Raw genomic sequence first — 20,778 nt, 5'->3', positions numbered from 1 at the left:
CCGAGCCCGCTGCCGCGATCTGCTTCCCCGGACCCGCTCATCGGTTGTCACGGGGGAGTCGGATGCGCGATCGGTTGGGGCCCAACTTCGGGTGGCTGTGGTCGGCCTACGCCGTGAGCACGTACGGCACATGGATCGCCTACGGCGCGTTCGGGCTGATCGCGGTCCGCGTGCTGAACTCCTCGGCGTTCGCGGTGTCGGTGCTGGAGGCGGCCGGGCCCGCGGTCGCGGCGGTCGTGGCGTTCGCGCTCGGGCCCTGGGTCGAACACCGGGCGAAGCGTCCGGTGCTGGTCGCCATGGACCTGATCCGGTTCGCGGCGATGGCGAGCGTCCCGGTCGCGTACGCCCTCGGTCTGCTGTCGTACGGCCAGTTGCTGATCGTCTCGGTCGTCGGTGGCTCCGCGGGCATCGCGTTCGCCGCGGCGTCCGGCGCGTACCTCAAGCATCTCCTTCGTGGCGACCACCTGCTGGTCGCCAACGGCCGGTTCGAGGGCACGGCCTGGGCGGCGACGGCGGCCGGACCGCCCCTCGGCGGCGCGCTCGTCGGACTGCTCGGCCCGGTCGTCACCGTCGGAGTCGACGCCGTCAGTTACCTGCTGTCGGCGCTCGCGGTCCTGCGCGTGCGCGGCGGTGACGTCGCGTCACCCCGCGACCGCGCGAGCGGGCTGCGGCCCGCCGACCTTCGGCACGGGTGGCGGGTCATCCTCGGTGACGGCGTTCTGCGGAGGTTGTTCCTCAACTCGGTCCTGGTCGGCGGCCTCATCATGGCCACCGCCCCGCTGCTGGCCGTACTCCTGCTCGGGCAGTACCACTTCCCGGCGTGGCAGTACGGTCTCGCCTTCGGCGTTCCGGCGCTCGGCGGCCTGGTGGGCGCGCGCCTGTCCGCACGCCTCGTGGCCCGCCACGGCCGACACCAGGTCATGATCGTCTTCGGGTGGTTGCGCGCGGTCTTCCCACTCGGTCTCGCGTTCGTCCGGCCGGGCGTCCCCGGGCTCCTCACCGTGATCGTCGTCGAGGGACTGCTGATCACCTGCATGGGCGTCTTCAACCCGATCTCCGCGACCGAGCGGCTGCGCCGCATCCCGCTCAGCCACACCGTCCGTGTCCTCACCACGTGGAGCGCCGTCAGCAGGATCGTCCAGGCGGCCCTGGTCGTGATCTGGGGCGGCCTCGCGACCCTCACCGGTCCGCTCACGGCGATCACCATCGCCGGCGTGCTCCTGCTCGCCACCCCGCTCCTGCTGCCCAACCGGCGGCGAACGGTCTCGACGGCCTCTGTCGCGTCCGCCTCCGCCTCCGTGGCCGCCGACGGCAGCGGTTGCCCGTCGCGTCGATGTGCTGATGAGCGGTATACCTCAGAGGTATAAATATGAATCTGAGGTATACCGACGTTCGGCATGCCCTCATCCTTGCGGGTCCGTCAGACCAATGGCGCCTGCGCCGATCGGTCACCGTCACCGGCCGCGCGGACGCCCTCGGGAGCGGTGATGATCCGGCTCGGCAGCACCGGCGCGTCCCGGCCCGTGCCCCGGTGCGCGCCGCCGTCGGTCGACTGTTCGTGGTAGTCCTGCTCGACGTTGACCGACCAGACGTCGTGGGCGCTGCCGGTGACGATGTTCTCCACGGTCAGCATCGCGGTGAGCATCGAGTGGTCCTGGTTGTTGTAGCGGTGCATGCCGTTGCGTCCCACCGGGTGCACGTTCGGCACGGCCTCGGCCAGCCACGCCCGGATCACCTCGACGTTGTGCTGGTAGCGCTCGTCGTACACCGGGTAGGCCTTCGGCATGCGCACGACGTGGCCGGCCTCCACCACCCCCGGGCGGACCAGGCCCAACCGCTCCAGCTCCGTGGTCGCGAGGGCCACCAGGTCGGCATCGGGGCTACGCCACATCTCGTCGTCCTCGAAGACGAAGTACTCCAGGCCCAGGCAGGTGCGTCCGTCCTTCACCAGGTACGGCGACCAGGAGCCGAAGTTCTGGATCCGGCCCACCCGCACCGCGGGATCGTGCACGTAGATCCAGTTGTCGGGGAACGAGAACTCGGCCGGCACCACCAGCGCGACGGTCAGGAAGTCGCGGTAGCGCAGGTCGGTGGCGCAGGCCAGCACGTGCGGAGGCGCCGGCGGGCGGATCGCGGCGACCAGCTCCGAGATCGGCATCGACGAGATCACGTCGTCGGCCGGCTCGGTACGCTGCCCGGCCACGCCGTTGACCGTCACGCTGATCGCCCGACGTCGTTTCGGGTCGCGGTGCACGGCGGTCACCCAGGTGCCGGTCGAGACCTCCCCACCGCGCTGGCGTACCTGGTCGGCGCAGCGTTCCCACATCATCCCCGGCCCGTACTTCGGGTACTGGAACTCCTCGATCAGGCTGGTCACGTCGGTGCGGCCGCGTCCGGGCCGCACCGCGTTGCGGATCGCCGTGGCCAGTGACAGGTTCTTGATCCGCTGCGCGGCCCAGTCGGCCCGCAGCCGGTCCGCGGGCATACCCCAGACCTTCTCGGTGTACGTCTTGAAGAAGATCGAGTACAGCCGCCAGCCGAATCGGGCCGACACCCAGCCCTCGAAGTGCGACTGGTCGCGCGGCGGGCGAACCCGCGCCCGGGCGTACGAGGCGAGGCACCGCACCGCCTCCGGCAGACCCAGGTTGCGCAGCGCGTTCGTCGCGCTCAACGGGTAGTTGAACAGGGCGCCCCGGTAGAAGATCCGGCTCATCCGGGGTCGGGTCAGGAAGTCCTCGTCCGGCAGGATCTCGTGCCAGAACGCCTCCACCCGGGGGACCTTGGTGAAGAACCGGTGTCCGCCGATGTCGAAGCGCCACCCGTCCCGCTCCACGGTCCGGCTGATTCCGCCCACCACCTCGTCGGCCTCGAAGACCCGTACCGGCCGTCCGTGGCGGAGCAACTCGTACGCCGCGGTGAGCCCTGCCGGCCCCGCGCCGATGACCACCGTGCCGTGCTGCTCGCTCATGCCGCCGTACTCCCTGTTGCTGGTCGAGGCGGCCCGCGTACCCGTTATGCCCGGGATGTCACCTCCGGTCCTGATGGGTTTCTCCTCCGGCGAGGGTCGCCGGGGCGTACAACGGGGAGGGCGGCGGGCGGTTCGGCGGACCGGGGGAGCGGGGCGGATGCACCGGTGGCGAGGCGGCCGGCGGCGCGTGGCGGCGCTGGCCGGGGCGGGCGCGCGACTGATCCACCGGGTGCCGCCGCCCTGGCCGTACCTGATCGGGCTCTTCCTCGGCGCGAAGCTGCTGCTGACCCTGCTCGGCCTGGTGGTCCTGCACGCCTGGGACGGCGTTCCCGGCGCGCCCCCGCCAAACGAGGCGCTGATGTGGGCGCAGCAGCGGGAGATCTCCGGGCACCGGTGGATCTCCTTCTGGTTCGCCTGGGACGCGCTGCTCTACCTGGGGTTGAGTGAGCTGCCGCTGACCGGGCGACCGTGGGGGGACTTCGGCTTTCCGCTGCTCTACCCCTTCCTCGCCCGGCCGGTCGGCGCGCTGCTGGGCGGCGACAACGCGCTGGCCCTGCTGTTGATCAGCAATGTCGCGTTCCTGGGCGCCCTCGGGTACGGCTACCGGCTGGCCGAGCTGCTGTTCGGTGACGGCGACGCGGCGCGTCGATTCACCCGCTACCTGGTGCTGCTCCCGACGGCCTTCCTGTTCCAGGCCGCGCTGACCGAGTCGCTGTTCGTCTGCCTCGCGCTGGCCGCCTTCTACTACGCCGAGCGCCGCCGGTGGCTGCTGGTCGGTGTGATCGGCTACTTCCTGGCGATGAGTCGGTCTCTCGGACTGCTCGTCGCCCTGCCGTTGGCGCTGGTGCTGCTGCGCCAGCACGACTGGCGCCTCGGTCCGCGTGCCCTGCTCGGATACCTGCGGACCGGGTGGCCGTTGTTGCTGCTGCCCGCCGGATGGTTCACCTTCATGGCGTTCTGCAAGTGGCGTGGCGGCGACTGGTTCGCCTACCAGCACGCCCAGAAGGCCGGCTGGGGGATCGAGGCGCAGAACCCCTTTCCGGTGGTGCTGGACGGACTCACCGGCGAGCCGCGCGACGCGGCCCGGGTCCTGTTCGCCCTGGTCGTGCTCGCCGTCCTGGCTGTCGGTGTCCGCCGTCGGGAACTGCCCTACCTGGTCTACGGCGTGCTCATGGTGGTGGTGCCGCTGTCGCTGGGCCCGGCGGTCTACAAGAGCCTGCTGCGCTACCTGCTGGCCGCGTTCCCGGTGGCCCTGGTGCTGACCCGGTGGGCCCGCCGCGCGAGCGTCGACGTGTGGCTCACGGCGGCGCTCGCCCTCGTGCAGGGCGCGTTGTTCGTGCTCTGGCTCACCTATTGGACCCACATGATCATCTGATTGGAGGGACGTCGGTCGGGGCAGGATGAGGCGATGACCGAGCCACGGGTACGCCTCGACGACCTGGGCGCGTGGCTGATCAAGGGCAACGCGGACACGGTCGACCTCGCCGCCCGCTTCGCCCACGAACCGCTGGTGACGAGCTGGTGCGTACGCCCCGGCTACCGGGCGCGGCTGATGCGGGCCGGGCAGCCGGTGGTCTTCTGGGCCAGCGGCAGCCGCGCCCGCCTGCCCTACGGCGTGTGGGGCGTCGGGCGGGTCGCCGGACCGGCCGAGCCGGGGCCACCGGGCCAGCCCTGGTCGGTGCCCGTGGACCTGCCCATCCTCCCCGAGCGGGACCGGGTACCCCGAGGCGTCTTGCGCGCCGACGACCGCCTCGCCGCCCTGGAGGTGTTCCGTCAGCCGCAGGCGGCCAGTCCCTCGTACCTGACGGTGGCCCAGTTCGCCGCCCTGCGTACGCACCTGCCGGTCTGAGACTCAGCCGGCCTGTGCGAGGCTGCTCTCCGTCGTCGTACACCCAGACTCGGGAGGCTTCCGTGTTCGCCCTGGCGCTGACCGAGGACGTCGAGCTGCGCCCGCTGGAACCGTGGCGGGCCGAGGAGTTCCTCGCCCACCTCGACCGGGCGCGGGACCACATCCGCCCCTGGGTGTCGCCGTCCTTCGTCGCCACCGACCTGCCGTCGGCCCGAGCCGTGTTGCAGCGCTACGCCGACCGCTGGGCGGCCGACGCCGGCGGTATCTGGGGCCTGTGGTGGCGCGGCACGCTGGTCGGTGGCGTGATGTTCGTGTCGTTCGACGTCACGCTGGGCCTGTGCGAGGTCGGCTGCTGGCTGGAGCCGTCCGCCCAGGGCCGGGGATTCGTCGCCCCCGCGGTCCGGCGGATCGTCGACTGGGCGGTGCGTGAGCGCGGCATCCAGCGCGTCGAGTGGCGGACGAACGCCGCCAACGTGCGCAGCATCGCCCTGGCCCGCCGGCTGGGTCTGCGCCACGACGGCACCCTGCGCCAGGTCTACCCGGGGCCACACGGTCGCATCGACCTGGAGATCTGGTCGGTGCTGGCCGACGAGTGGCGGGCCGCGTCCGCACCGCCGCCACCCACCGTCCACTGACGACGACGGATTTCTGTCGTACCCGGGCGGCAGCATGCATCCATGGCCATCCCCGCGCTCACCCCGCATCCCGACCCGCCGCGCTCCGTGCCGCTGCGCGAGGCGCGCACCCGGTTCAGCCAGCTCGTCGCGTTGGCCGAGCTGACCGACGCGGTCACCGTCGTCACCCGCGACGGCGATCCCCGCCCGGTCGCCGCGATCGTTCCCGCCGCCGCGGCCCGCAGCGCCGCACAGGCCCGCGCCGACGCCGACCGGCTGGCGGCGGTCACCGCCGGATGGGCCCGCCGCCTCGACGAGCAGCACCGCCGCAGCAGCCAGCGGCACGCCGCCGAGCTGGGCGCGGTCCGCGCGGCGCTGGCCGAGGTGTGGGCCGAGCTGGACCGTCGGGTCGTCCCGGGCAGCGACCCGGCGCTGGCCCGGCTGCGCGCCGCGCACGCCGACCTGCTCGCCGACTGACCGCTGCATACCGGAACCGGCGTCTCACCGGAACCGGCGTCTCACCGGAACCGGCGTCTCACCGGAACCGGTGGCAGCTCGCGCACGGTCCGGCGTCGGCCTGCGCACCGTGCACCGGCGGCGCGCACGTGTTCCCGCATCGCGTGCAGCGGTGGCGCAGACGGTCCGGCATCGGCCTGCGTGCCGAGGCCGGGAGCCGCGGACACGCTCCGCTCGTCACACGTGGTGGCGGCGTCGGGTCGCCGCGCGGTGGCGAGCGTCAGGTCGTCGCGGGATAGGCGTGGGTCTCGGTCGCCTTGACCGCCACCCAGATCCGTTGGCCCGGGATCAGCCGGAGCTGGGCCGCCGCGGCCGGCGTGACGTCGGCGGCCACGCCGATGGGCCCGTCCACCTGCACCCGCACGTTGTCGCCGTGGCGCTGGACGCCGCTCACCGTGCCCGCCCAGGTGTTGCGAGGGCTGCCGTCGGGCCGCGACGGGTGCAGGGCGACCGCCGCCGGGCGGAACGCCACGAACGCGTCGCCGGCGAGCCGGTCGGCCACGCTCAGGGTCAACTCCGGCGCGACGCGTACGCCGTGGCCCTCGGCAAGACCCCGGTAGAGGTTCAGCCCGACCAGACGCGCCACGTAGTCGGTGCGCGGGCGGGCCGTGACGCTCGGACCGTCGCCTTCCTGGACGACCCGCCCGCCCTCGACGATGACCAGGCGGTCGGCCAGCGCCAACGCGTCCAGCGGATCGTGGGTGACCAGCACCGTCGCGCCCGGGTGCGCGGCCAGGTGGCGGTGCAGCTGCGCGCGGGTCTCCAGGCGGGTACGGGCGTCCAGAGCGGCCAGCGGCTCGTCGAGCAGCAGCAGCGACGGGCCGACAGCCAGCGCGCGGGCCAGCGCCACGCGCTGCGCCTGCCCACCGGAGAGCTGGCGGGGCTTGCGGTGCGCCTGGCCGTCGAGACCCACCCGGTCGAGCCAGCTCCGCGCGGTGGCCCGTGCCGTGCGCCGATCGATGCCGTGCCGGCGCGGCCCGAACGCCACGTTGTCCAACGCGTCGAGGTGCGGAAACAGCAGGTAGTCCTGGAAGACCACGCCGATGGGCCGGCGCTCGGTCGGCACCCAGGCCCGAGTCGCCGGTCGGTCCAGGTCGACACGGTCGAGGGTGACGTGTCCGGCGGTGAGCGGGTGCAGCCCGGCCAGCGCGCGCAGCGCGGTGGTCTTGCCGGCCCCGTTCGGCCCGAGCAGCGCGACGACCTCACCCGGCGCGACCCGCAGCGGTACGTCCAACCGGAAGGCGCCCCGGTCGACGACCAGCCGGGCATCCACCAGCGGCGCGGTCCCGGGCCGGTCGTCGGGTGGTGGCGCGGTCATGGACTGACCATCCAGCGGTCGCGCAGCGCGGCCAGGATGCCCACCGAGACGATCAGCAGCACCAGGCTGAGGACGATGGCGGACTCCAGGTCGGTCTCGAGCGCCAGGTAGACGGCTAACGGCATCGTCTGCGTACGCCCGGGGTAGTTGCCGGCGAAGGTGATGGTGGCGCCGAACTCGCCGAGCGCCCGTGCCCAGCACAGCACCGCGCCGGCGGCGAGCCCGGGTGCCACCAGCGGCAACGTGACGTGGGTGAAGGTGGTCCACCGGCTGGCGCCCAGTGTCGCGGCGGCCTCCTCGTAGCGGTGGTCGGCGGCGCGCAGCGCGCCCTCGACGGCGATGACGAGGAACGGCATGGCGACGAACGCCTCGGCCAGCACCACGCCCGCGGTCGTGAACGGCAGGGTGACGCCGAACGTGGCGTCGAGCCAGCCGCCGAGCAGCCCGCGCCGGCCGAAGACAAGCAGCAGCGCCACACCGCCGACCACCGGCGGCAGCACCAGCGGCACGGTGACCAATGCGCGTACCAGCCGGCGGCCGGGGAACTCGACCCGGGCCAGCAGCCACGCCAGGGGCACCCCGAGCAGCAGGCAGAGCAGCGTGGCCAGGGTCGCGGTCTGCACCGACAGGCGCAGCGCCGTCAACGCTCCCGGCGCGGTGAGCCGCTGCGGCAGCGTCGTCCACGGTGCCCGGACCACCAGCCCGGCCAGCGGCAGGACCAGGAAGAGCAGGCCCAGCACGGCCGGGATCAGCAGTGCCGCCGGCACCCGTGGACGCCGTCGGGAAGGGGTGGGCTCGCGGACCAGGCTCACGGAACCGCCTGGAACCCCGCCTCGGCGAGGACCGTCTGTGCCGGCGTCGAGCGGACGTACGCGACGAAGGCCCGCGCGCCGGGCCGGTTCGGCGCGTCCGTCAGCGCGACGATCGGATAGTCGTTGATCGCCCGCGCCGACTCGGGGAACTCGACACCCGTCACGTCGGTGCTCGCGGCGCGGGCGTCCGTGCGGTAGACGAGGGCCGCGTCGACCTCGCCGAGCTTGACCTTGGCCAGCGCGCCCTTGACGTCCTGTTCGAGGGTGACCGGGGTCAGCGCGACGCCAGCAGCGGTCAGGGCGGTACGCGCCGCCGCGCCGCAGGGCACCTGGTCGGCGCAGAGCGCGACCTTCACTCCCGGCCGGGCGAGGTCGGGGAGACCACTCACGCCCTTCGGATTGCCGCTGGGCACCGCGATCACCAGTTGGTTGCGGGCGAAGACGACCGGCGTGCCGTCGGCGTCGCCGGCCTCCGTCACGGTCGCCATGTTCTTCGGCGCCGCCGAGGCGAAGACGTCCGCCGGAGCGCCCTGGGTGATCTGGTTGGCCAGGGCCGAGCTGCCGGCCAGGTTGAGGGTAACGGTGACGCCCGGGTTGGCGGCCTCGAAGTCCCGGGCGATACGGGTGAAAGACTCGGTCAGCGAGGCGGCGGCGAACACGGTCACCGTGCCGCGGACCCGGCCGTCTGCGGTGTCACGCCCGGTCGTCGGGTCGCCGGCCTGGTCGCAGCCGGCCGTCGCCAGCACGGCCACCGCCAGTGGCGCCGCGACGGATCGGGCCCGAATCCTCATCCGTTCCCCCTGGCGCCGGCCGAGGTGGTGGGCGCGGCGCGCTCCACCACCACGGTGGTCGACTTGATCACGGCCACGGCGACCGAGCCGACCCGCAGGTCGAGCTCGTCGACGGCCTCCCGGCTCATCAGCGACACCACCCGGAACGGGCCGGCCTGGATGTCGACCTGGGCCATCACCGTGTCCTTGCGGACGTCGACGACGATGCCGCGCAGCCGGTTGCGCGCCGAGGAGAACTCCGCGCCCGCGTCCGGGTCGGCCGCCTGCGCCCGGGCGAACGCGGCCAGGTCGACGCCGTCGATGATCCGGTGGCCGTGTTCGTCGCGCCCGGCCGGCAGCCGCCCGGCGTCCACCCAGCGGCGGATCGTGTCGGCGCTGACGCCGAGCAGGTCGGCCGCCGCGCCGATCCGGAAGGTCGTCACCGGATCACCATAGCTGCCGCATCTGCGAGGATGAAGCGCCAGACGGGGTGGATTCTGCGTCTTGATGCGGCGTTTTCAGCGGCGGGTGCGAGGTGCGTCAGCCGGCGCGAGTGTCGTACGCGGCACGGTTGGTGGACACGTCGTCCATGTGCGTCTCCGCCCAGCCGAACATCCTGCTCATCCCCGGGACGTCGTCCGTGGCGCACCTGCGCGAGAACATCGCCGGCGCGGCACTCGCCCTCTGCGCCGACGACCTGGTCGAGCTGGACACGACCGGGCGCTGAGGGCGCCTCGACCCGCACGGCGGTCGGCGAGTGGGGGTGTCGCGGCGGCGCGACGCCCCCACCGCCCGGTCAGGCCAACGGGTACGTCAGCAGTTGCGCAGTTCGGGGGACTGGTTCAGGAGTTGGCCCCGGGTGGACACGAAGCGGCGGTAGCGCTCCCCGTCGACCGCCGACGGGCGAAACGCGGCGACCCGGTGGCAGTTCTGGAAGGCCAGTCGTACGCCGAAGTGACGCTCCAGGCCGGAACGGATCGCGTCGCTCGCCAGCGCCCGGAGCAGTTGCCCCCGATCGGCGTCGGTGGGCGGCGGGACGACGTTGTCCGCCAGGTCGGCGTCGCCGGCCTCGAGATCGGCGACCACCCGGCTGACGGTCGCCCAGGCGTACGGCAGGGATTCGCGGACGCAGGCGATGAACGCCTCGTCGTCGACGGGGCCGCGCTCGGCGGCGTCGAGCAGGGCGGGCGGGACGGTGAGCGACATGATTCTCCTCCATGTATAGAAACGACTACCGTTTTCATTAACGGCGTCGACAGGAGCACACCATGTCGCTCCCGTGTCGTCAACGATGGCGCGCGTGCCGCGCCGAGAACCCGCCGTCAGGGGTGGCGGGGATGACCCTTGAGGTGTCGGCCCAGCTCCCGGGCGATCTCGCGGTTGGCGTCGCGCTCGGCGAGGGCCTGCCGCTTGTCGTACGTGCGCTTGCCCTTGGCCAGGGCCAGTTCGACCTTGGCCCACCCGTTGTCGAAGTACATCGACAGCGGCACCAGCGTCACCCCGCCCTCGCGCACCTTCTCCAGGATTTTGCCGATCTCGGAGCGGTGCAGCAGCAGCTTGCGGTTACGGCGGGGCGCGTGGTTGGTCCACGTGCCGTAGCGGTACTCGGCGATGTGCAGCCCGTACAGCATGATCTCGCCGTCGCGCTCGTGCGCGAACGCGTCCACGAGCGACGCCCGCCCCTCGCGCAGCGACTTCACCTCGGTGCCGACCAGCACGATGCCCGCCTCGTACGTGCGCAGCACGGTGTACTCGTGCCGCGCCTTCTTGTTCGACGCGATCAGTCGGCGCTCGGGCTTGCGGGACGTGCTCACCCGGCGACGATATCCGGCCGCCCCCTCAGCCCTCCGTCCGGCGCTCGGCACGCAGCCGCGCGGTCAGGTCCCGTACCGCCTGCACGAACTCCTCCTGCGACTCGCACGGCCAGTGACCGAGGATGGGCGGCGGCACGCTGTCGCTGGGCGGGGGCATCAGCCCCTGCGGGTCGATCAACCGGCGGTCCACCGCCGCCGGCCCGGTCGCCGGCACGGTGTCCCCGCGCCGATGCGGGGCGAAGATCCACCCACCGATCGGGTCGGTGTCGCGCCACAGGTTCACCCAACGCCAGCCGATACGCCCGCCGATCTCCCGCAGCGACCCCTGGTTGACGTAGGTGGGGAACAGCCGCGAGTACAGCCGGCTCAACGGTGAACCGTAGGTCAGCAGGGCCACCCGGTGGGTGACCCGCCGTGGCAGTTGCAGCAGCGTGGCCGCGAGCAGCACCGACCCGTGACTGTGCCCCGAAAGCAGCACCCCCTCGCCCCGGTCCACCAGGTAGGTGATCCGCTTGGTCAGCTCGGGCACCGCCCGTTCGGCGTAGCAGGGCGGCGCGAAGGGATGCGCTCCTCGGGGCCAGAAGGTGCCCAGATCCCACAGGACGCCCACGTACCGGCGGAACCCGGCCGTGCGATAGGCGAAGATGCCGCCGATCACGAGCCCGACCAGGATCGCGCCGATGGCGTAGCTGCCGGCCACGATCAGGAAGTTGACGAGGTTGTCGGGCACGCCGAGGTACTCCTCGGACACGTCGCCGGGATAGATCTGCAACAGGCCGAACAGGCTGGTGGCCAACCCGAGGGCGGCGAGTCCGGCATAGACCACGGCGAGCGGTTCCAGTCGTTCGGTGAACCGGGCCCGTGCCACCGCCTGCTGGACCTGACGCAATCGCAGCGCCGCCTCCGGCGGCGCGTCCGGGAAGTCGGCGGCCACGATGGCCCGCGCGACCCGCCACCGACCGGAGCGGGTCACGACCGTGACCAGCACGCCCACCAGCACCGCCGTCAACACCGCCAGGAAGAACCCGCAGATCGCCCACTTGTAGGCCAGCGGCGGGTCGAACGCCAGTTTCTGCGCGCGCCCACCGTCGCGGTCCAACACGTCCGCCACCCGGTAGACCAACTCCGCGGAGAACGCCACCGCGAGCCCGGCGGCCACGGTGACGAACACCGGGGCGCCCAGCGCCCGCAGCCGCGGCAGCCGCTGTCCGTCCGCGCGTCGCCCGTCGCCGCGCGCCCAGATGACCACCACCGCGAGGGCCACCAGCAGGACGGTCTGGCTGACGAACAACCACGCCACGGTGGCGCTGTACCCGGGCAGCATCCTGCTCTGCGGCCACGGCTCACCGCTGCTCATGGTGTAGGCGATCACCAGGATCGTGAGGCCGAAGGCGATCGTGCGGAGGCCGCGGGTGACGCGCTCCAGCGGGGGCACGGTGCTGGTCCGATCCATGCCGCTCACCTGGGTCAGCAGGACCAGACAGGCGAGCAGCACGGCGAGCGTCGCCACGGCCAGCGCCGCCCGGACCCACGAGGAGTTGTCACTGTCCCAGGCGGCCAGCAGGCTGCCGTCCAGCGTGGCGAACGCGGCCGCCACGTGCACCGAGCGCAGACGTCCCACGACCGGGCTGCGGTCCCACTGGCCGACCGCGCTCAACTGTTGCACGGAGGTCTCCTGCACCGCTCCCGTACGGAAGGCGTCGAACGAGTGGCTCGGCCGCGCGCCCAGCCACCACACGATCCCGATGGCGGCGACCGGCACCAGGGCCAACACACCCAGGCGTACGCCGGGCGGACGCCCGCCGAGCCAGGACAGCCAGCTCCGGCCGGCGACGCAGGCGGGGTCGCCCATGCAGCGCCAGGCGATGAGGTCCACCGCCACCCCGACGATGGTGAGCACGTAGAGCGCCGTGAGGGTCAGTGCCAGCACCCGGCACAGGGCGACGATGGCATGTTTCGCGGACGGGCTCTCCGGGCGCATCCAGAGCGCCACGTTGCAGAGCATGAACGGCAACAGGAACACCAGCGACAGCGTCCGTACGGCCGTACCGGACGGTAGGTCGTTCCAGCGGTACGCCTCCAGCGTCACCCCGTCCGTGCCGGTCGAGTCCGGGTAGCCCGGGCGGGGGCGGTAGAACCCGCCGCTGCGGTCGCCGGCCACCTGGTGCACGAACGGCCGGTTGAGCACCCGGTCGGCGCCCGCCCCCGAGACGCCGTGCACCCGCAGCTCCACGATCCGACCCGTCGTCGGTTCGGTCGGCGACGCGTCCGCCATGAGCCCCCCGAGGTGTGTGACAGCCGGCAGGTCGCGGCGCCGGCCGCCCGCGGCGGTGCGGCTTACCCGTCCCGGGCCGTGTCACGCCTCGCGTCGGTGACCGCCGGTGGTGCGGTACGGCCCGGCGAGGTGGTTCTATTGGCGCCATGGCAAACCCGGTGATCCTGACCGTCGACGACGATCCCGCGGTGTCCCGGGCGGTGGCCCGGGACATCCGGCGCCGCTACGGCGACCGCTACCGGGTGCTGCGCGCGGCCTCCGGGCCGGAGGCGCTGGACGCGCTGCGGGAGGTCAAGCTGCGCGGCGAGCAGGTGGCCCTGCTGTTGGCCGACCACCGGATGCCGGAGATGACCGGCGTCGAGTTCCTCGAGGCCGCCATGGACATCTATCCGGCGGCCCGCCGGGTGCTGCTCACCGCGTACGCGGACACCGACGCGGCGATCGAGGCGATCAACGTGGTGGACCTGGACCACTACCTGCTCAAGCCGTGGCACCCGCCGGAGGAGAAGCTGTACCCGGTGGTCGACGGGCTCCTGGAGGCCTGGTCGGTCACCCCGGACGCCACGAGCGCCGAGATCCGTGTGGTGGGGCACCGCTGGTCGGCGCCGTCGTTCAAGGTTCGTGACTTCCTGGCCCGCAACCTCGTGCCGTACCGCTGGCTGCTCTCGGACGACCCGGAGGGCGCTCGGCTGCTCGACGCGGCCGGGGCCACCGAGGCGGACGTACCCCTGGTGGTGACCGCCGAGGGCAAGGCGCTGGTGGCCCCCAGCGAGGCCGAGCTGGCCGCGCTGGCCGGGCTGACCGTGGTGCCCGCGTCCGACTTCTACGACCTCGTGGTGGTCGGCGGCGGCCCGGCGGGCCTGGGCTCGGCGGTGTACGGCGCGTCCGAGGGGCTGCGGACCGTGCTCGTCGAGCGGCGGGCGACCGGCGGGCAGGCCGGGCAGAGCAGCCGGATCGAGAACTACCTGGGCTTCCCGGACGGCGTCTCCGGCGCACAGTTGACCGACCGGGCCCGCCGGCAGGCGGTGAAGTTCGGCGCGGAGCTGCTCAGCGCCCGCGAGGTGGTCGGCCTGAGCGAGGCCGGCGGCGCGCGGCTGCTGCGCTTCGGTGACGGCAGCGAGATCGCCGCGCACACGGTGGTGCTGGCGACCGGCGTGTCGTACCGGGTGCTCGACGCCCCCGGACTGGCCGACTTCACCGGTCGGGGGGTGTTCTACGGCGCGGCCGCCACCGAGGCCCCGAGCTGCGTCGACCAGGACGTCTACATCGTCGGCGGGGCCAACTCGGCCGGCCAGGCGGCCGTGCACTTCTCCCGGTACGCCGCCCGCGTCCACCTGCTCATCCGTGGCGCGGACCTGACGGCGTCGATGTCGAGCTACCTCATCGACCAGTTGGAGCGCATCGACCGGATCACCGTGCACCCGCACACCGCCGTGGTCGGCGCGGTCGGCGACGACCACCTGGAACGGCTGACCCTCTGCGACACCCGCACCGGGCAGAGTCGCACGGTCGACACCTCCTGGCTGTTCATCTTCATCGGCGCCGAACCCCGCACCGACTGGCTGGACGGGGTGCTCGTACGGGACGGGCGCGGCTTCATCGTCACCGGCCCGGACCTGCTGGCCGGCGGACGTCGCCCGGCCGGCTGGTTGTTGTCCCGCGACCCGTACCACCTGGAGACCAGCCTGCCGGGGGTGTTCGCCGCCGGTGACGTCCGCGCCGAGTCGGTCAAGCGGGTCGCCTCGGCCGTCGGCGAGGGCGCGATGGCCGTGTCGCTCGTGCACCGCTACCTGGAGGCCCAATGACGACCGCGTCCGATCGGCTGACCCCGGCAGAGCTTCGGGACCTGTTCCTGTTCGAGGCCCTCGACGACGCGCAGCTCGACTGGCTCAGCGAGCACGGCCGCGTGGAGCAGCGGGCCGGCGGCACCCTCGTGTACGGCGAGGGCGAGCCCGCCACCTGCTTCTTCGTGCTGCTGCGCGGCGCGGTGGCGCTGAGCCGTCAGGTCCACGGCGACGACGTCGAGGTCAGCCGCACCGACCAGCGCGGCGTGTACGGCGGGGCCACCCAGGCGTACCTGGGCGACCAGGTGGAGCAGACGTACCGCAACAGCCTGCGCGCGCTCGTCGACGCCGACTTCTTCGTGTTGCCGGCGGAGGACTTCGCGCACGCGCTGCGGTCCTGGTTCCCGATGCCGATGCACCTTCTCGAGGGGTTGTTCTTCGGCATGCGGGACAGCCAGACCATCGTGGGCGAGCGGGAACGGCTGCTGGCGCTCGGCTCGCTCTCGGCAGGGCTGACCCACGAGCTGAACAATCCGGCCGCCGCTGCGGTGCGGGCCACGTCGGTGCTGCGCGACCGGGTCGCGGGGATGCGGCACAAGCTCGCGATGATCGCCGACGGGCGGCTCGACGGCCGGGCGCTGCACGGGCTGGTCGCGTTGCAGGAGGAGGCGGTGGCCCGGGTGGCGACCGCGCCGAAGCTGACCCCGGTCGCCACCGCCGACGCCGAGGACACCCTCACCGACTGGCTGGAGGACCACGGTGTGGCCGGCGCGTGGGACCTGGCGCCCATCCTCGTCGCCGGGGGTCTGGACGCGGAGTGGCTCGCGCAGGTGAAGGCGGCCGTCGGCCCGGCGGACCTGGAGGCCGCCGTGCGATGGCTGTCGTACACGGTCGACACCGAACTGTTGATGCGCGAGATCGGCGACGCGGTGACCCGCATCTCGGGCCTGGTGGGCGCGGCCAAGCAGTACTCCCAGCTCGATCGCGCGCCGCACCGGGTGGTGGACGTGCACGACCTTCTCGACGCGACGCTCGTCATGTTCAAGGGCAAGATCCCGGCCGAGGTCAAACTCGTCCGCGAGTACGACCGGAGCCTGCCGCCGATCCCGGCGTACGCGGCGGAGCTGAACCAGGTGTGGACCAACCTCGTCGACAACGCCCTGGGCGCGATGGGGGAGAAGGGCGTGCTGACCGTCCGCACCGGACGGGTCGGCGACCTGCTGGCGGTGGAGATCACCGACACGGGTCCCGGTATCCCGCCGGAGGTGCGCCCGCGCATCTTCGAGCCCTTCTTCACCACGAAGCCGGTCGGGACGGGCACCGGGCTGGGGCTCGACATCTCGTACCGGATCGTGGTCAACAAGCACCACGGCGACATCCGGGTGGAGACCGAGCCCGGCCGAACCACCTTCCGGGTCCTGCTGCCGCTCACCGAGGACGCGAACGTGCTGCCCTGACACGCCCGCTACCTAGAGACATCGGGTGGTTGCGGGCAGTAGTGTCGGGCGGCGTCCGTGCTTCCCGCCCCCCGAGGAGCGTCCGTGGACTCGATGGCCCGCCCACGCACCCCGACCCACGATGACCAGCCGATCGATCCCCCCGACGACAGCTCCGTGCTGCCGGAGCTGGAGGACGCCGCCTGGATGCACCACGCGCACACGTTCGCGCACACCAGCTTCTGGGCCGTGGCCCGCCGGCTGCCGAGGCTCGTCCGTGAGGCGGTGGCCCTGGCCTGGGCCACCAACCGCACGGACACGGTCGCCTCGATCGGCCTGAACGTCGCCGCCGGGGTGATGACCACCTTCGGCCTGCTCGCGACGACCGGCGTACTGCGGGAACTCTTCGCCGCCGGTCCCACCCCGGACCGGGTGCGCTCAGCCCTGCCGGCGCTGATCGTGGCCGCGACGGCGATCTCGGCGCGCGGCGGCCTGACGATCGCCGCCGGGTGGGCCCAGGCCCGACTCACCCCACAGATCAACTACCAGGTGGAGCTACGGCTGTTCGAGGCCACCACGGCGGTGGACCTGGCCGCGTTCGACGACGCCGGGTTCGCCGAGGAGATGGACCGCGTCCGCGACCGCGGCATGGGCGAGGCGGCCTGGATCGTCGACCACACCGTCAACCTGGTCACCGGAGTGGTCGGGATGCTCGCCACCGCCGTCGCGGTGACCGTCATCCAGCCGCTGCTACTGCCGTGCCTGCTGCTCGCGGCGGTGCCCCAGGCGGTCACGGCCGTGCGGATGGCCCGTCGGGAGTACCTGGCGATGCTGGCCCGGATCACCCGTCGTCGGCGAATGTGGATGCTCGCCCACCTGATGGCCAACCGGCACACCGCCGCCGAGGTGCGCGCCTACCAGATGCGCGAGTTCCTGCTCGCCGAGTACCGGGGCGTGATGGCCGTCGAGACCCGCGCCCAACTGCGGCTGGTCCGCTCGCAGACCGGCACCCGCGTGGCCGGCGCCACCGTGGCGGGCCTGGCCACCTTCGGCGTGTACGCGGTGCTCGGCGGCCTGCTGCTCGCCGGCATGGTCGCCCTCGCCGCCGCGGCCACCGCCCTGCTCGCCCTCCAGTCCGCCCGGACCAGCCTGGGCGTCGCGGTCGTCGCCACCAACTCGCTGTACGAGGACGCCCTCTACTACCAGGACTACCGGGACTTCCTCACCCGGGCGCAGGGCCGGGTGCCCGTCGGCGGCAGCCGGACGGCCGACGGCGTCGAGGCGATCGACCTGTACGAGGTGAGTCTGCGCTACCCCGACACCGACGTGCCCGCCGTGGACCGGGTCAGTCTGACGATCCGGCGCGGCGAGGTGGTCGCGCTGGTCGGCGAGAACGGCTCCGGCAAGACCACCCTCGCCAAGCTGATCGCCGGGCTCTACCAGCCGACCGGCGGGACGATCCGCTGGGACGGCGTCGACGCGGCCGAGCTGGACCCCCGCGCGCTCGGCGCACAGGTCGCCGTGATGACGCAGGAGTACTGGAAGTTCCCGTTCACCGCCGGTCAGAACATCCGCGTAGGCCGGCACGACCGTACGCCCGACCGGCCCGGCCCCAGTGTGCAGGAGGCGGCCGACGCGGCCGCCGCCCACGACATGATCGTGGGCCTGCCGCACGGCTACGACACCCTGCTCGACCGGGAGTTCAAGAACGGCCACGAGCTGTCCGGCGGACAGTGGCAGCGGCTGGTCGCCGCTCGCGGCCTCTACCGCGATGCCGCCCTGCTGATCTGCGATGAACCGTCGGCGGCCCTGGACGCCCGCGCCGAACACGCCCTGTTCCAGCACCTGCGTCGCCGTCCCGACCGTGCGGTCGTCCTGATCACCCACCGGCTGGCCAACGTCCGGCACGCCGACCGGATCTTCGTGATGGACCAGGGTCGCCTCGTGCAGCAGGGCAACCACGACGAGCTGATGGCGGCCGGGGGCCTCTACCGCGAGCTGTTCGAACTACAGGCCAGCGGCTACCGCGCCAACACCAACGAAGCCCACCACCACTGACCCCCGCCCCTCGCCCTCGCCCCCGCGACTCGCCCCCGCCCCGCCCCTCGCCCCGCCCTCGCCCCTCGCCCCGCCCTCGCCCCTCGCCCCTCGCCCCCGCCCCTCGCCCCGCCCCCGCCCCTCGCCCCCGCGATCTTGCACTTTCGGTTGTCGAATTCGCTGGGTATGCGCCCTATGTCGCCGCAGTAAGTGCAAGATCGCGACGCGGCGGGGCCGGCTGGGCTGGCTAGGTCAGGTCGGGTCGGGCTGCTGGGTCGGGCCGGACTGGCTGGGTCGCGCCGAGCTTGGCCGGGCCGGGCTGGCTGCGTCGGGCCGGGCCGGGCCGGGCTGGGCTGGGCTGGGCTGGGTCGGGCTGTGCCGGTCGGGCTGGCCGGGCTGGGCGGGTCGGGCTGGTCGGGTCGGGCTGGTCGGGCTGGCCGGGCTGTGCGGGTCGGGCTGGCCGGGCTGGGCTGGGTCGGGCTGGCCGGGCTGGGCGGGTCGGGCTGGCCGGGCTGGGCTGGGTCGGGCTGGCCGGGCTGGGCTGGGCTGGGTCGGGCTGGGCCGGTTGGGCCGGCCGGGTCGGGCTGGCCGGGCCCGGGCTGGGGGGTTTGTGGGAGCTGCGGCGGGTCGTGGGTCGGGGGGAGCGTGGCCTTGGGCTTGATCCACTCGAGTTCAGGGAATCCGGGGCGTCTCGCCGCCGAGGACGGCCCGACATCCCCGAACCCGAGTGGATCATCGCGCCTGGGGGCGGTGATCCACTTCAGGTCGCCGATGCGGGGGCATCGCGGCGGTGGCATGCCCCCACCTCGGCGATCTGGAGTCGATCAGGCGCCGGGCGCCGGGGGCCGGGGCCCGGGGGTCGTGGTCAGGGTTGGTGGGGTGCGGTGAGGACGTCGGCCAGGACGCGGGTGTGGGTGGAGAACGCCAACTGGACCGGCTCGGTGAGGACCAACCACTCGGTCGCCTCCTCGGTGGGCTGCGACGGCGGCAGATCCTCGGCGGCACGCTCCGGCAGCACCCCGAAGATCATCATGGTGCCGCCCTGCGGTGCACCCCACACGGCGAGGAGCCGGGCGTCGCCGGCGTTCGCGACCAGCCCGGTCTCCTCCCACAGCTCACGCACCAGCGCGTCGGACCACTCCTCGCCGTACTCGATGAAACCCCCTGGCAGCGCGAGCAGCCCGCGGGCCGGCTCGATGGCCCGGCGGACGACCACCACGCCCAGGCCCGCGGCCGTGCGGACCGGGAGCACCGCCACCGCGACGGGCAGCGGGTTGCGCCAGACGGTTTCGCCGCAGACCGCGCACACCCGCGGCCATCCGGCCGCCGCCGGGTAGGCGGCGCCGCAGTAGGAGCAGTGCGAGTACGGCGTCCCGGTCATGCCGCAGCACGTTACCCGCCGGCTGCGCTGCGGGCGTGTGTCAGAGCCCTGGGCCGACCTGCGGCGGGCCCGGACCACGGCCGGCGGCGTTGGAGATGGGCTCGGACACACCACCGGTATCCGGGCTCATCTCCGCCCTGCCGGACCTGGACTCCGCCTCGGCTCGACCGAGGGCTTTGCACGCCCTAGGCGATCGGCGTGCCGGTGTAGAAGGCGGTGGTGCGTTCGGCGGCGGCCTTGGCCTCGTCGGGGTCGGTGCCGGCGGCGATGCTCGCCTCGCACCACAGGTGGCTGCTCAGCTCCATGGCCCGTCGCCCCTCGGCGGAGGCGACCCACTCGGCGCTGTCCTCCGGGCGGACGCCGACGCCGCCGGAGAGGTACGTGGCGAGGCCGAGCAGGCCCAGGTCCCAGCCGACACCGACGGCGCCCGGGCCGAACTGGGCCCACCGGTCCTGGTCGACGTGCGCGATGTGGTTCAGGTCTAGGCGGGCCCGGTCGTCGCCCACCGGCGTGACCCGCACCTCGATCCAGCTCACCTCGCCGCCCATCTCCCAGGTCGCGGTGAACCGCTGCGGAGGTTCGCAGGTCTCGATCGTGCCGCCCGCGTTGCCCTCGAGCTGGTACGTGCCGTGCAGCCGCAGGTCGCCGCTGATCGGCAGGAACCAGCGGGGGATGCGCTCGGCGTTGGTGCAGGCGTCCCACAGGTCCTCGGCCGTCGCCTGGTAGGTCTGGCTGATGGTGGTCACCCGCGCCTCACCGGCGGCCAGGGTGCGGCTGCCGACCTGCCGCTGCACGGCGTTGATCTGCTCGGTCGCGTCGAACATCAGGTGTTCCTCTCGTCGGATGAGTCTGAGGGCCCGCGCAGGCGACGCTCGCGTCGACCGCGGGCCAGCTCGGTGGCGAGCGCCGCCAGGGGTGGCGCCCAGAACCGGCGGAAGTGCTCCAACCAGCCGTCGACCTCGCGCAACGGGCGCGGGTCGACCGCGTAGAGCCGCCGGGCGCCGTTCGGACGCACGGTGGCGAAGCCGTTGTCCCGTAACACCTTCAGGTGTTGGGACACGGCGGGCTGGGAAATGCCGAACTCGTCGCGGATGACCGCGCTGACCGCGCCCGCGGTCTGCTCGCCGTCGGCGAGCAGCTCCAGGATGCGGCGCCGGACCGGATCGCCCAGCACGTCGAAGGCGTGCACGGCGACAGTTGTATC

At 73.0% G+C, this 20,778-nt stretch carries 19 protein-coding genes and 1 pseudogene; 9 read left to right on the top strand and 11 right to left on the bottom strand.

All coding sequences use genetic code 11. From position 1 onward, the window contains the following. Positions 1–62: 62 nt before the first annotated feature. Positions 63–1,367: an MFS transporter gene (locus tag ACQPZK_RS16675; protein WP_433533834.1), complete on the top strand. Its 1,305-nt coding sequence runs from the start codon at positions 63–65 to the stop codon at positions 1,365–1,367. A gap of 53 nt (positions 1,368–1,420) precedes the next feature. On the opposite strand, the gene ACQPZK_RS16670 is transcribed toward ACQPZK_RS16675, so the two are convergent. Then, positions 1,421–2,968, bottom strand: a complete 1,548-nt coding sequence (locus ACQPZK_RS16670) for an NAD(P)/FAD-dependent oxidoreductase (RefSeq protein WP_433533833.1) — start codon at positions 2,966–2,968, stop codon at positions 1,421–1,423. A 157-nt stretch (positions 2,969–3,125) separates the two neighbouring features. On the opposite strand from ACQPZK_RS16670, the gene ACQPZK_RS16665 reads away from it, so the two are divergent. From ACQPZK_RS16665 to ACQPZK_RS16650, 4 genes are all read left to right on the top strand, one after another. Beyond that, a complete protein-coding gene (locus ACQPZK_RS16665; RefSeq protein WP_433533832.1) occupies positions 3,126–4,343 on the top strand; it encodes a hypothetical protein in 1,218 nt (405 codons plus the stop codon). A 33-nt stretch (positions 4,344–4,376) separates the two neighbouring features. Then, a complete protein-coding gene (locus ACQPZK_RS16660; RefSeq protein WP_433533831.1) occupies positions 4,377–4,817 on the top strand; it encodes a hypothetical protein in 441 nt (146 codons plus the stop codon). 62 nt (positions 4,818–4,879) lie between these two features. Continuing rightward, positions 4,880–5,452 carry a GNAT family N-acetyltransferase gene (locus ACQPZK_RS16655; RefSeq protein ID WP_433533830.1) on the top strand — a complete coding sequence of 191 codons (573 nt, stop codon included), beginning with the start codon at positions 4,880–4,882 and terminating at the stop codon, positions 5,450–5,452. 42 nt (positions 5,453–5,494) lie between these two features. Beyond that, positions 5,495–5,908 carry a type II toxin-antitoxin system prevent-host-death family antitoxin gene (locus tag ACQPZK_RS16650; RefSeq protein WP_393221268.1) on the top strand — a complete coding sequence of 138 codons (414 nt, stop codon included), beginning with the start codon at positions 5,495–5,497 and terminating at the stop codon, positions 5,906–5,908. Positions 5,909–6,167: 259 nt separating this feature from the next. Here ACQPZK_RS16650 and ACQPZK_RS16645 read toward each other — a convergent pair whose 3' ends face one another. The 4 genes from ACQPZK_RS16645 to ACQPZK_RS16630 are packed head-to-tail and all read right to left on the bottom strand — an operon-like array spanning position 6,168 to position 9,290. Further along, positions 6,168–7,265, bottom strand: coding sequence for an ABC transporter ATP-binding protein (locus tag ACQPZK_RS16645; RefSeq protein WP_433533829.1), 1,098 nt, complete (start codon positions 7,263–7,265; stop codon positions 6,168–6,170). Then, a complete protein-coding gene (modB, locus tag ACQPZK_RS16640; protein ID WP_433533828.1) occupies positions 7,262–8,077 on the bottom strand; it encodes a molybdate ABC transporter permease subunit in 816 nt (271 codons plus the stop codon). The genes ACQPZK_RS16645 and modB overlap by 4 nt, the downstream gene beginning before the upstream one ends. Further along, positions 8,074–8,862: a molybdate ABC transporter substrate-binding protein gene (modA, locus tag ACQPZK_RS16635; protein ID WP_433539235.1), complete on the bottom strand. Its 789-nt coding sequence runs from the start codon at positions 8,860–8,862 to the stop codon at positions 8,074–8,076. The genes modB and modA overlap by 4 nt, the downstream gene beginning before the upstream one ends. A 2-nt stretch (positions 8,863–8,864) precedes the next feature. Continuing rightward, positions 8,865–9,290 (bottom strand): TOBE domain-containing protein, encoded by a 426-nt coding sequence (locus ACQPZK_RS16630; RefSeq protein WP_433533827.1) that lies wholly within the window; start codon positions 9,288–9,290, stop codon positions 8,865–8,867. A 161-nt stretch (positions 9,291–9,451) separates the two neighbouring features. Between ACQPZK_RS16630 and ACQPZK_RS16625 the strand changes: the two are divergent. Beyond that, a pseudogene (locus ACQPZK_RS16625) lies at positions 9,452–9,574 on the top strand (oxidoreductase); the annotation flags it as partial. An 86-nt stretch (positions 9,575–9,660) separates the two neighbouring features. Here ACQPZK_RS16625 and ACQPZK_RS16620 read toward each other — a convergent pair. From ACQPZK_RS16620 to ACQPZK_RS16610, 3 genes are all read right to left on the bottom strand, one after another. Next, on the bottom strand, positions 9,661–10,053 hold the full coding sequence (locus ACQPZK_RS16620; RefSeq protein ID WP_433533826.1) for an SCO5389 family protein: 393 nt from the start codon (positions 10,051–10,053) through the stop codon (positions 9,661–9,663). Positions 10,054–10,169: 116 nt separating this feature from the next. Continuing rightward, positions 10,170–10,661: an SsrA-binding protein SmpB gene (gene smpB / locus ACQPZK_RS16615; protein WP_433533825.1), complete on the bottom strand. Its 492-nt coding sequence runs from the start codon at positions 10,659–10,661 to the stop codon at positions 10,170–10,172. Positions 10,662–10,686: 25 nt separating this feature from the next. Further along, positions 10,687–12,936: a hypothetical protein gene (locus tag ACQPZK_RS16610; protein WP_433533824.1), complete on the bottom strand. Its 2,250-nt coding sequence runs from the start codon at positions 12,934–12,936 to the stop codon at positions 10,687–10,689. 146 nt (positions 12,937–13,082) lie between these two features. On the opposite strand from ACQPZK_RS16610, the gene ACQPZK_RS16605 reads away from it, so the two are divergent. From ACQPZK_RS16605 to ACQPZK_RS16595, 3 genes are all read left to right on the top strand, one after another. After that, complete coding sequence (locus ACQPZK_RS16605) at positions 13,083–14,741, top strand: FAD-dependent oxidoreductase (protein ID WP_433533823.1); 1,659 nt, start codon at positions 13,083–13,085, stop codon at positions 14,739–14,741. After that, positions 14,738–16,177, top strand: a complete 1,440-nt coding sequence (locus ACQPZK_RS16600; protein WP_433533822.1) for an ATP-binding protein — start codon at positions 14,738–14,740, stop codon at positions 16,175–16,177. Before ACQPZK_RS16605 ends, ACQPZK_RS16600 begins: the two co-directional genes overlap by 4 nt. A gap of 93 nt (positions 16,178–16,270) precedes the next feature. Then, positions 16,271–18,214, top strand: a complete 1,944-nt coding sequence (locus tag ACQPZK_RS16595; RefSeq protein WP_433539234.1) for an ABC transporter ATP-binding protein — start codon at positions 16,271–16,273, stop codon at positions 18,212–18,214. Positions 18,215–19,058: 844 nt separating this feature from the next. On the opposite strand, the gene ACQPZK_RS16590 is transcribed toward ACQPZK_RS16595, so the two are convergent. The 3 genes from ACQPZK_RS16590 to ACQPZK_RS16580 all read right to left on the bottom strand — a co-directional run bounded on the left by ACQPZK_RS16590 (position 19,059) and on the right by ACQPZK_RS16580 (position 20,763). Then, positions 19,059–19,574, bottom strand: coding sequence for an NUDIX domain-containing protein (locus tag ACQPZK_RS16590; protein WP_433533821.1), 516 nt, complete (start codon positions 19,572–19,574; stop codon positions 19,059–19,061). Positions 19,575–19,759: 185 nt separating this feature from the next. Continuing rightward, positions 19,760–20,398 (bottom strand): SRPBCC family protein, encoded by a 639-nt coding sequence (locus ACQPZK_RS16585; protein ID WP_433533820.1) that lies wholly within the window; start codon positions 20,396–20,398, stop codon positions 19,760–19,762. Next, on the bottom strand, positions 20,398–20,763 hold the full coding sequence (locus tag ACQPZK_RS16580) for an ArsR/SmtB family transcription factor (RefSeq protein WP_433533819.1): 366 nt from the start codon (positions 20,761–20,763) through the stop codon (positions 20,398–20,400). The genes ACQPZK_RS16585 and ACQPZK_RS16580 overlap by 1 nt, the downstream gene beginning before the upstream one ends. Between the last annotated feature and the right edge of the window lie 15 nt (positions 20,764–20,778).

Origin of the sequence: Micromonospora sp. CA-249363, from assembly GCF_050950185.1 — a bacterium.
Taxonomy (GTDB): domain Bacteria; phylum Actinomycetota; class Actinomycetes; order Mycobacteriales; family Micromonosporaceae; genus Micromonospora.
Note: the sequence above shows the minus strand (reverse complement) of the source record. Positions and strands in the feature narration are given on the sequence as shown.

What these genes read in the sequence shown, in the direction of transcription:
- ACQPZK_RS16675 (WP_433533834.1), top strand. Translation starts at nt 63, where the DNA reads ATGCGCGATCGGTTGGGGCCCAACTTCGGGTGGCTGTGGTCGGCCTAC.
- ACQPZK_RS16670 (WP_433533833.1), bottom strand. Translation starts at nt 2,968, where the DNA reads ATGAGCGAGCAGCACGGCACGGTGGTCATCGGCGCGGGGCCGGCAGGG.
- ACQPZK_RS16665 (WP_433533832.1), top strand. Translation starts at nt 3,126, where the DNA reads ATGCACCGGTGGCGAGGCGGCCGGCGGCGCGTGGCGGCGCTGGCCGGG.
- ACQPZK_RS16660 (WP_433533831.1), top strand. Translation starts at nt 4,377, where the DNA reads ATGACCGAGCCACGGGTACGCCTCGACGACCTGGGCGCGTGGCTGATC.
- ACQPZK_RS16650 (WP_393221268.1), top strand. Translation starts at nt 5,495, where the DNA reads ATGGCCATCCCCGCGCTCACCCCGCATCCCGACCCGCCGCGCTCCGTG.
- ACQPZK_RS16645 (WP_433533829.1), bottom strand. Translation starts at nt 7,265, where the DNA reads ATGACCGCGCCACCACCCGACGACCGGCCCGGGACCGCGCCGCTGGTG.
- ACQPZK_RS16620 (WP_433533826.1), bottom strand. Translation starts at nt 10,053, where the DNA reads ATGTCGCTCACCGTCCCGCCCGCCCTGCTCGACGCCGCCGAGCGCGGC.
- ACQPZK_RS16610 (WP_433533824.1), bottom strand. Translation starts at nt 12,936, where the DNA reads ATGGCGGACGCGTCGCCGACCGAACCGACGACGGGTCGGATCGTGGAG.
- ACQPZK_RS16605 (WP_433533823.1), top strand. Translation starts at nt 13,083, where the DNA reads ATGGCAAACCCGGTGATCCTGACCGTCGACGACGATCCCGCGGTGTCC.
- ACQPZK_RS16600 (WP_433533822.1), top strand. Translation starts at nt 14,738, where the DNA reads ATGACGACCGCGTCCGATCGGCTGACCCCGGCAGAGCTTCGGGACCTG.
- ACQPZK_RS16595 (WP_433539234.1), top strand. Translation starts at nt 16,271, where the DNA reads ATGGCCCGCCCACGCACCCCGACCCACGATGACCAGCCGATCGATCCC.
- ACQPZK_RS16590 (WP_433533821.1), bottom strand. Translation starts at nt 19,574, where the DNA reads ATGACCGGGACGCCGTACTCGCACTGCTCCTACTGCGGCGCCGCCTAC.
- ACQPZK_RS16585 (WP_433533820.1), bottom strand. Translation starts at nt 20,398, where the DNA reads ATGTTCGACGCGACCGAGCAGATCAACGCCGTGCAGCGGCAGGTCGGC.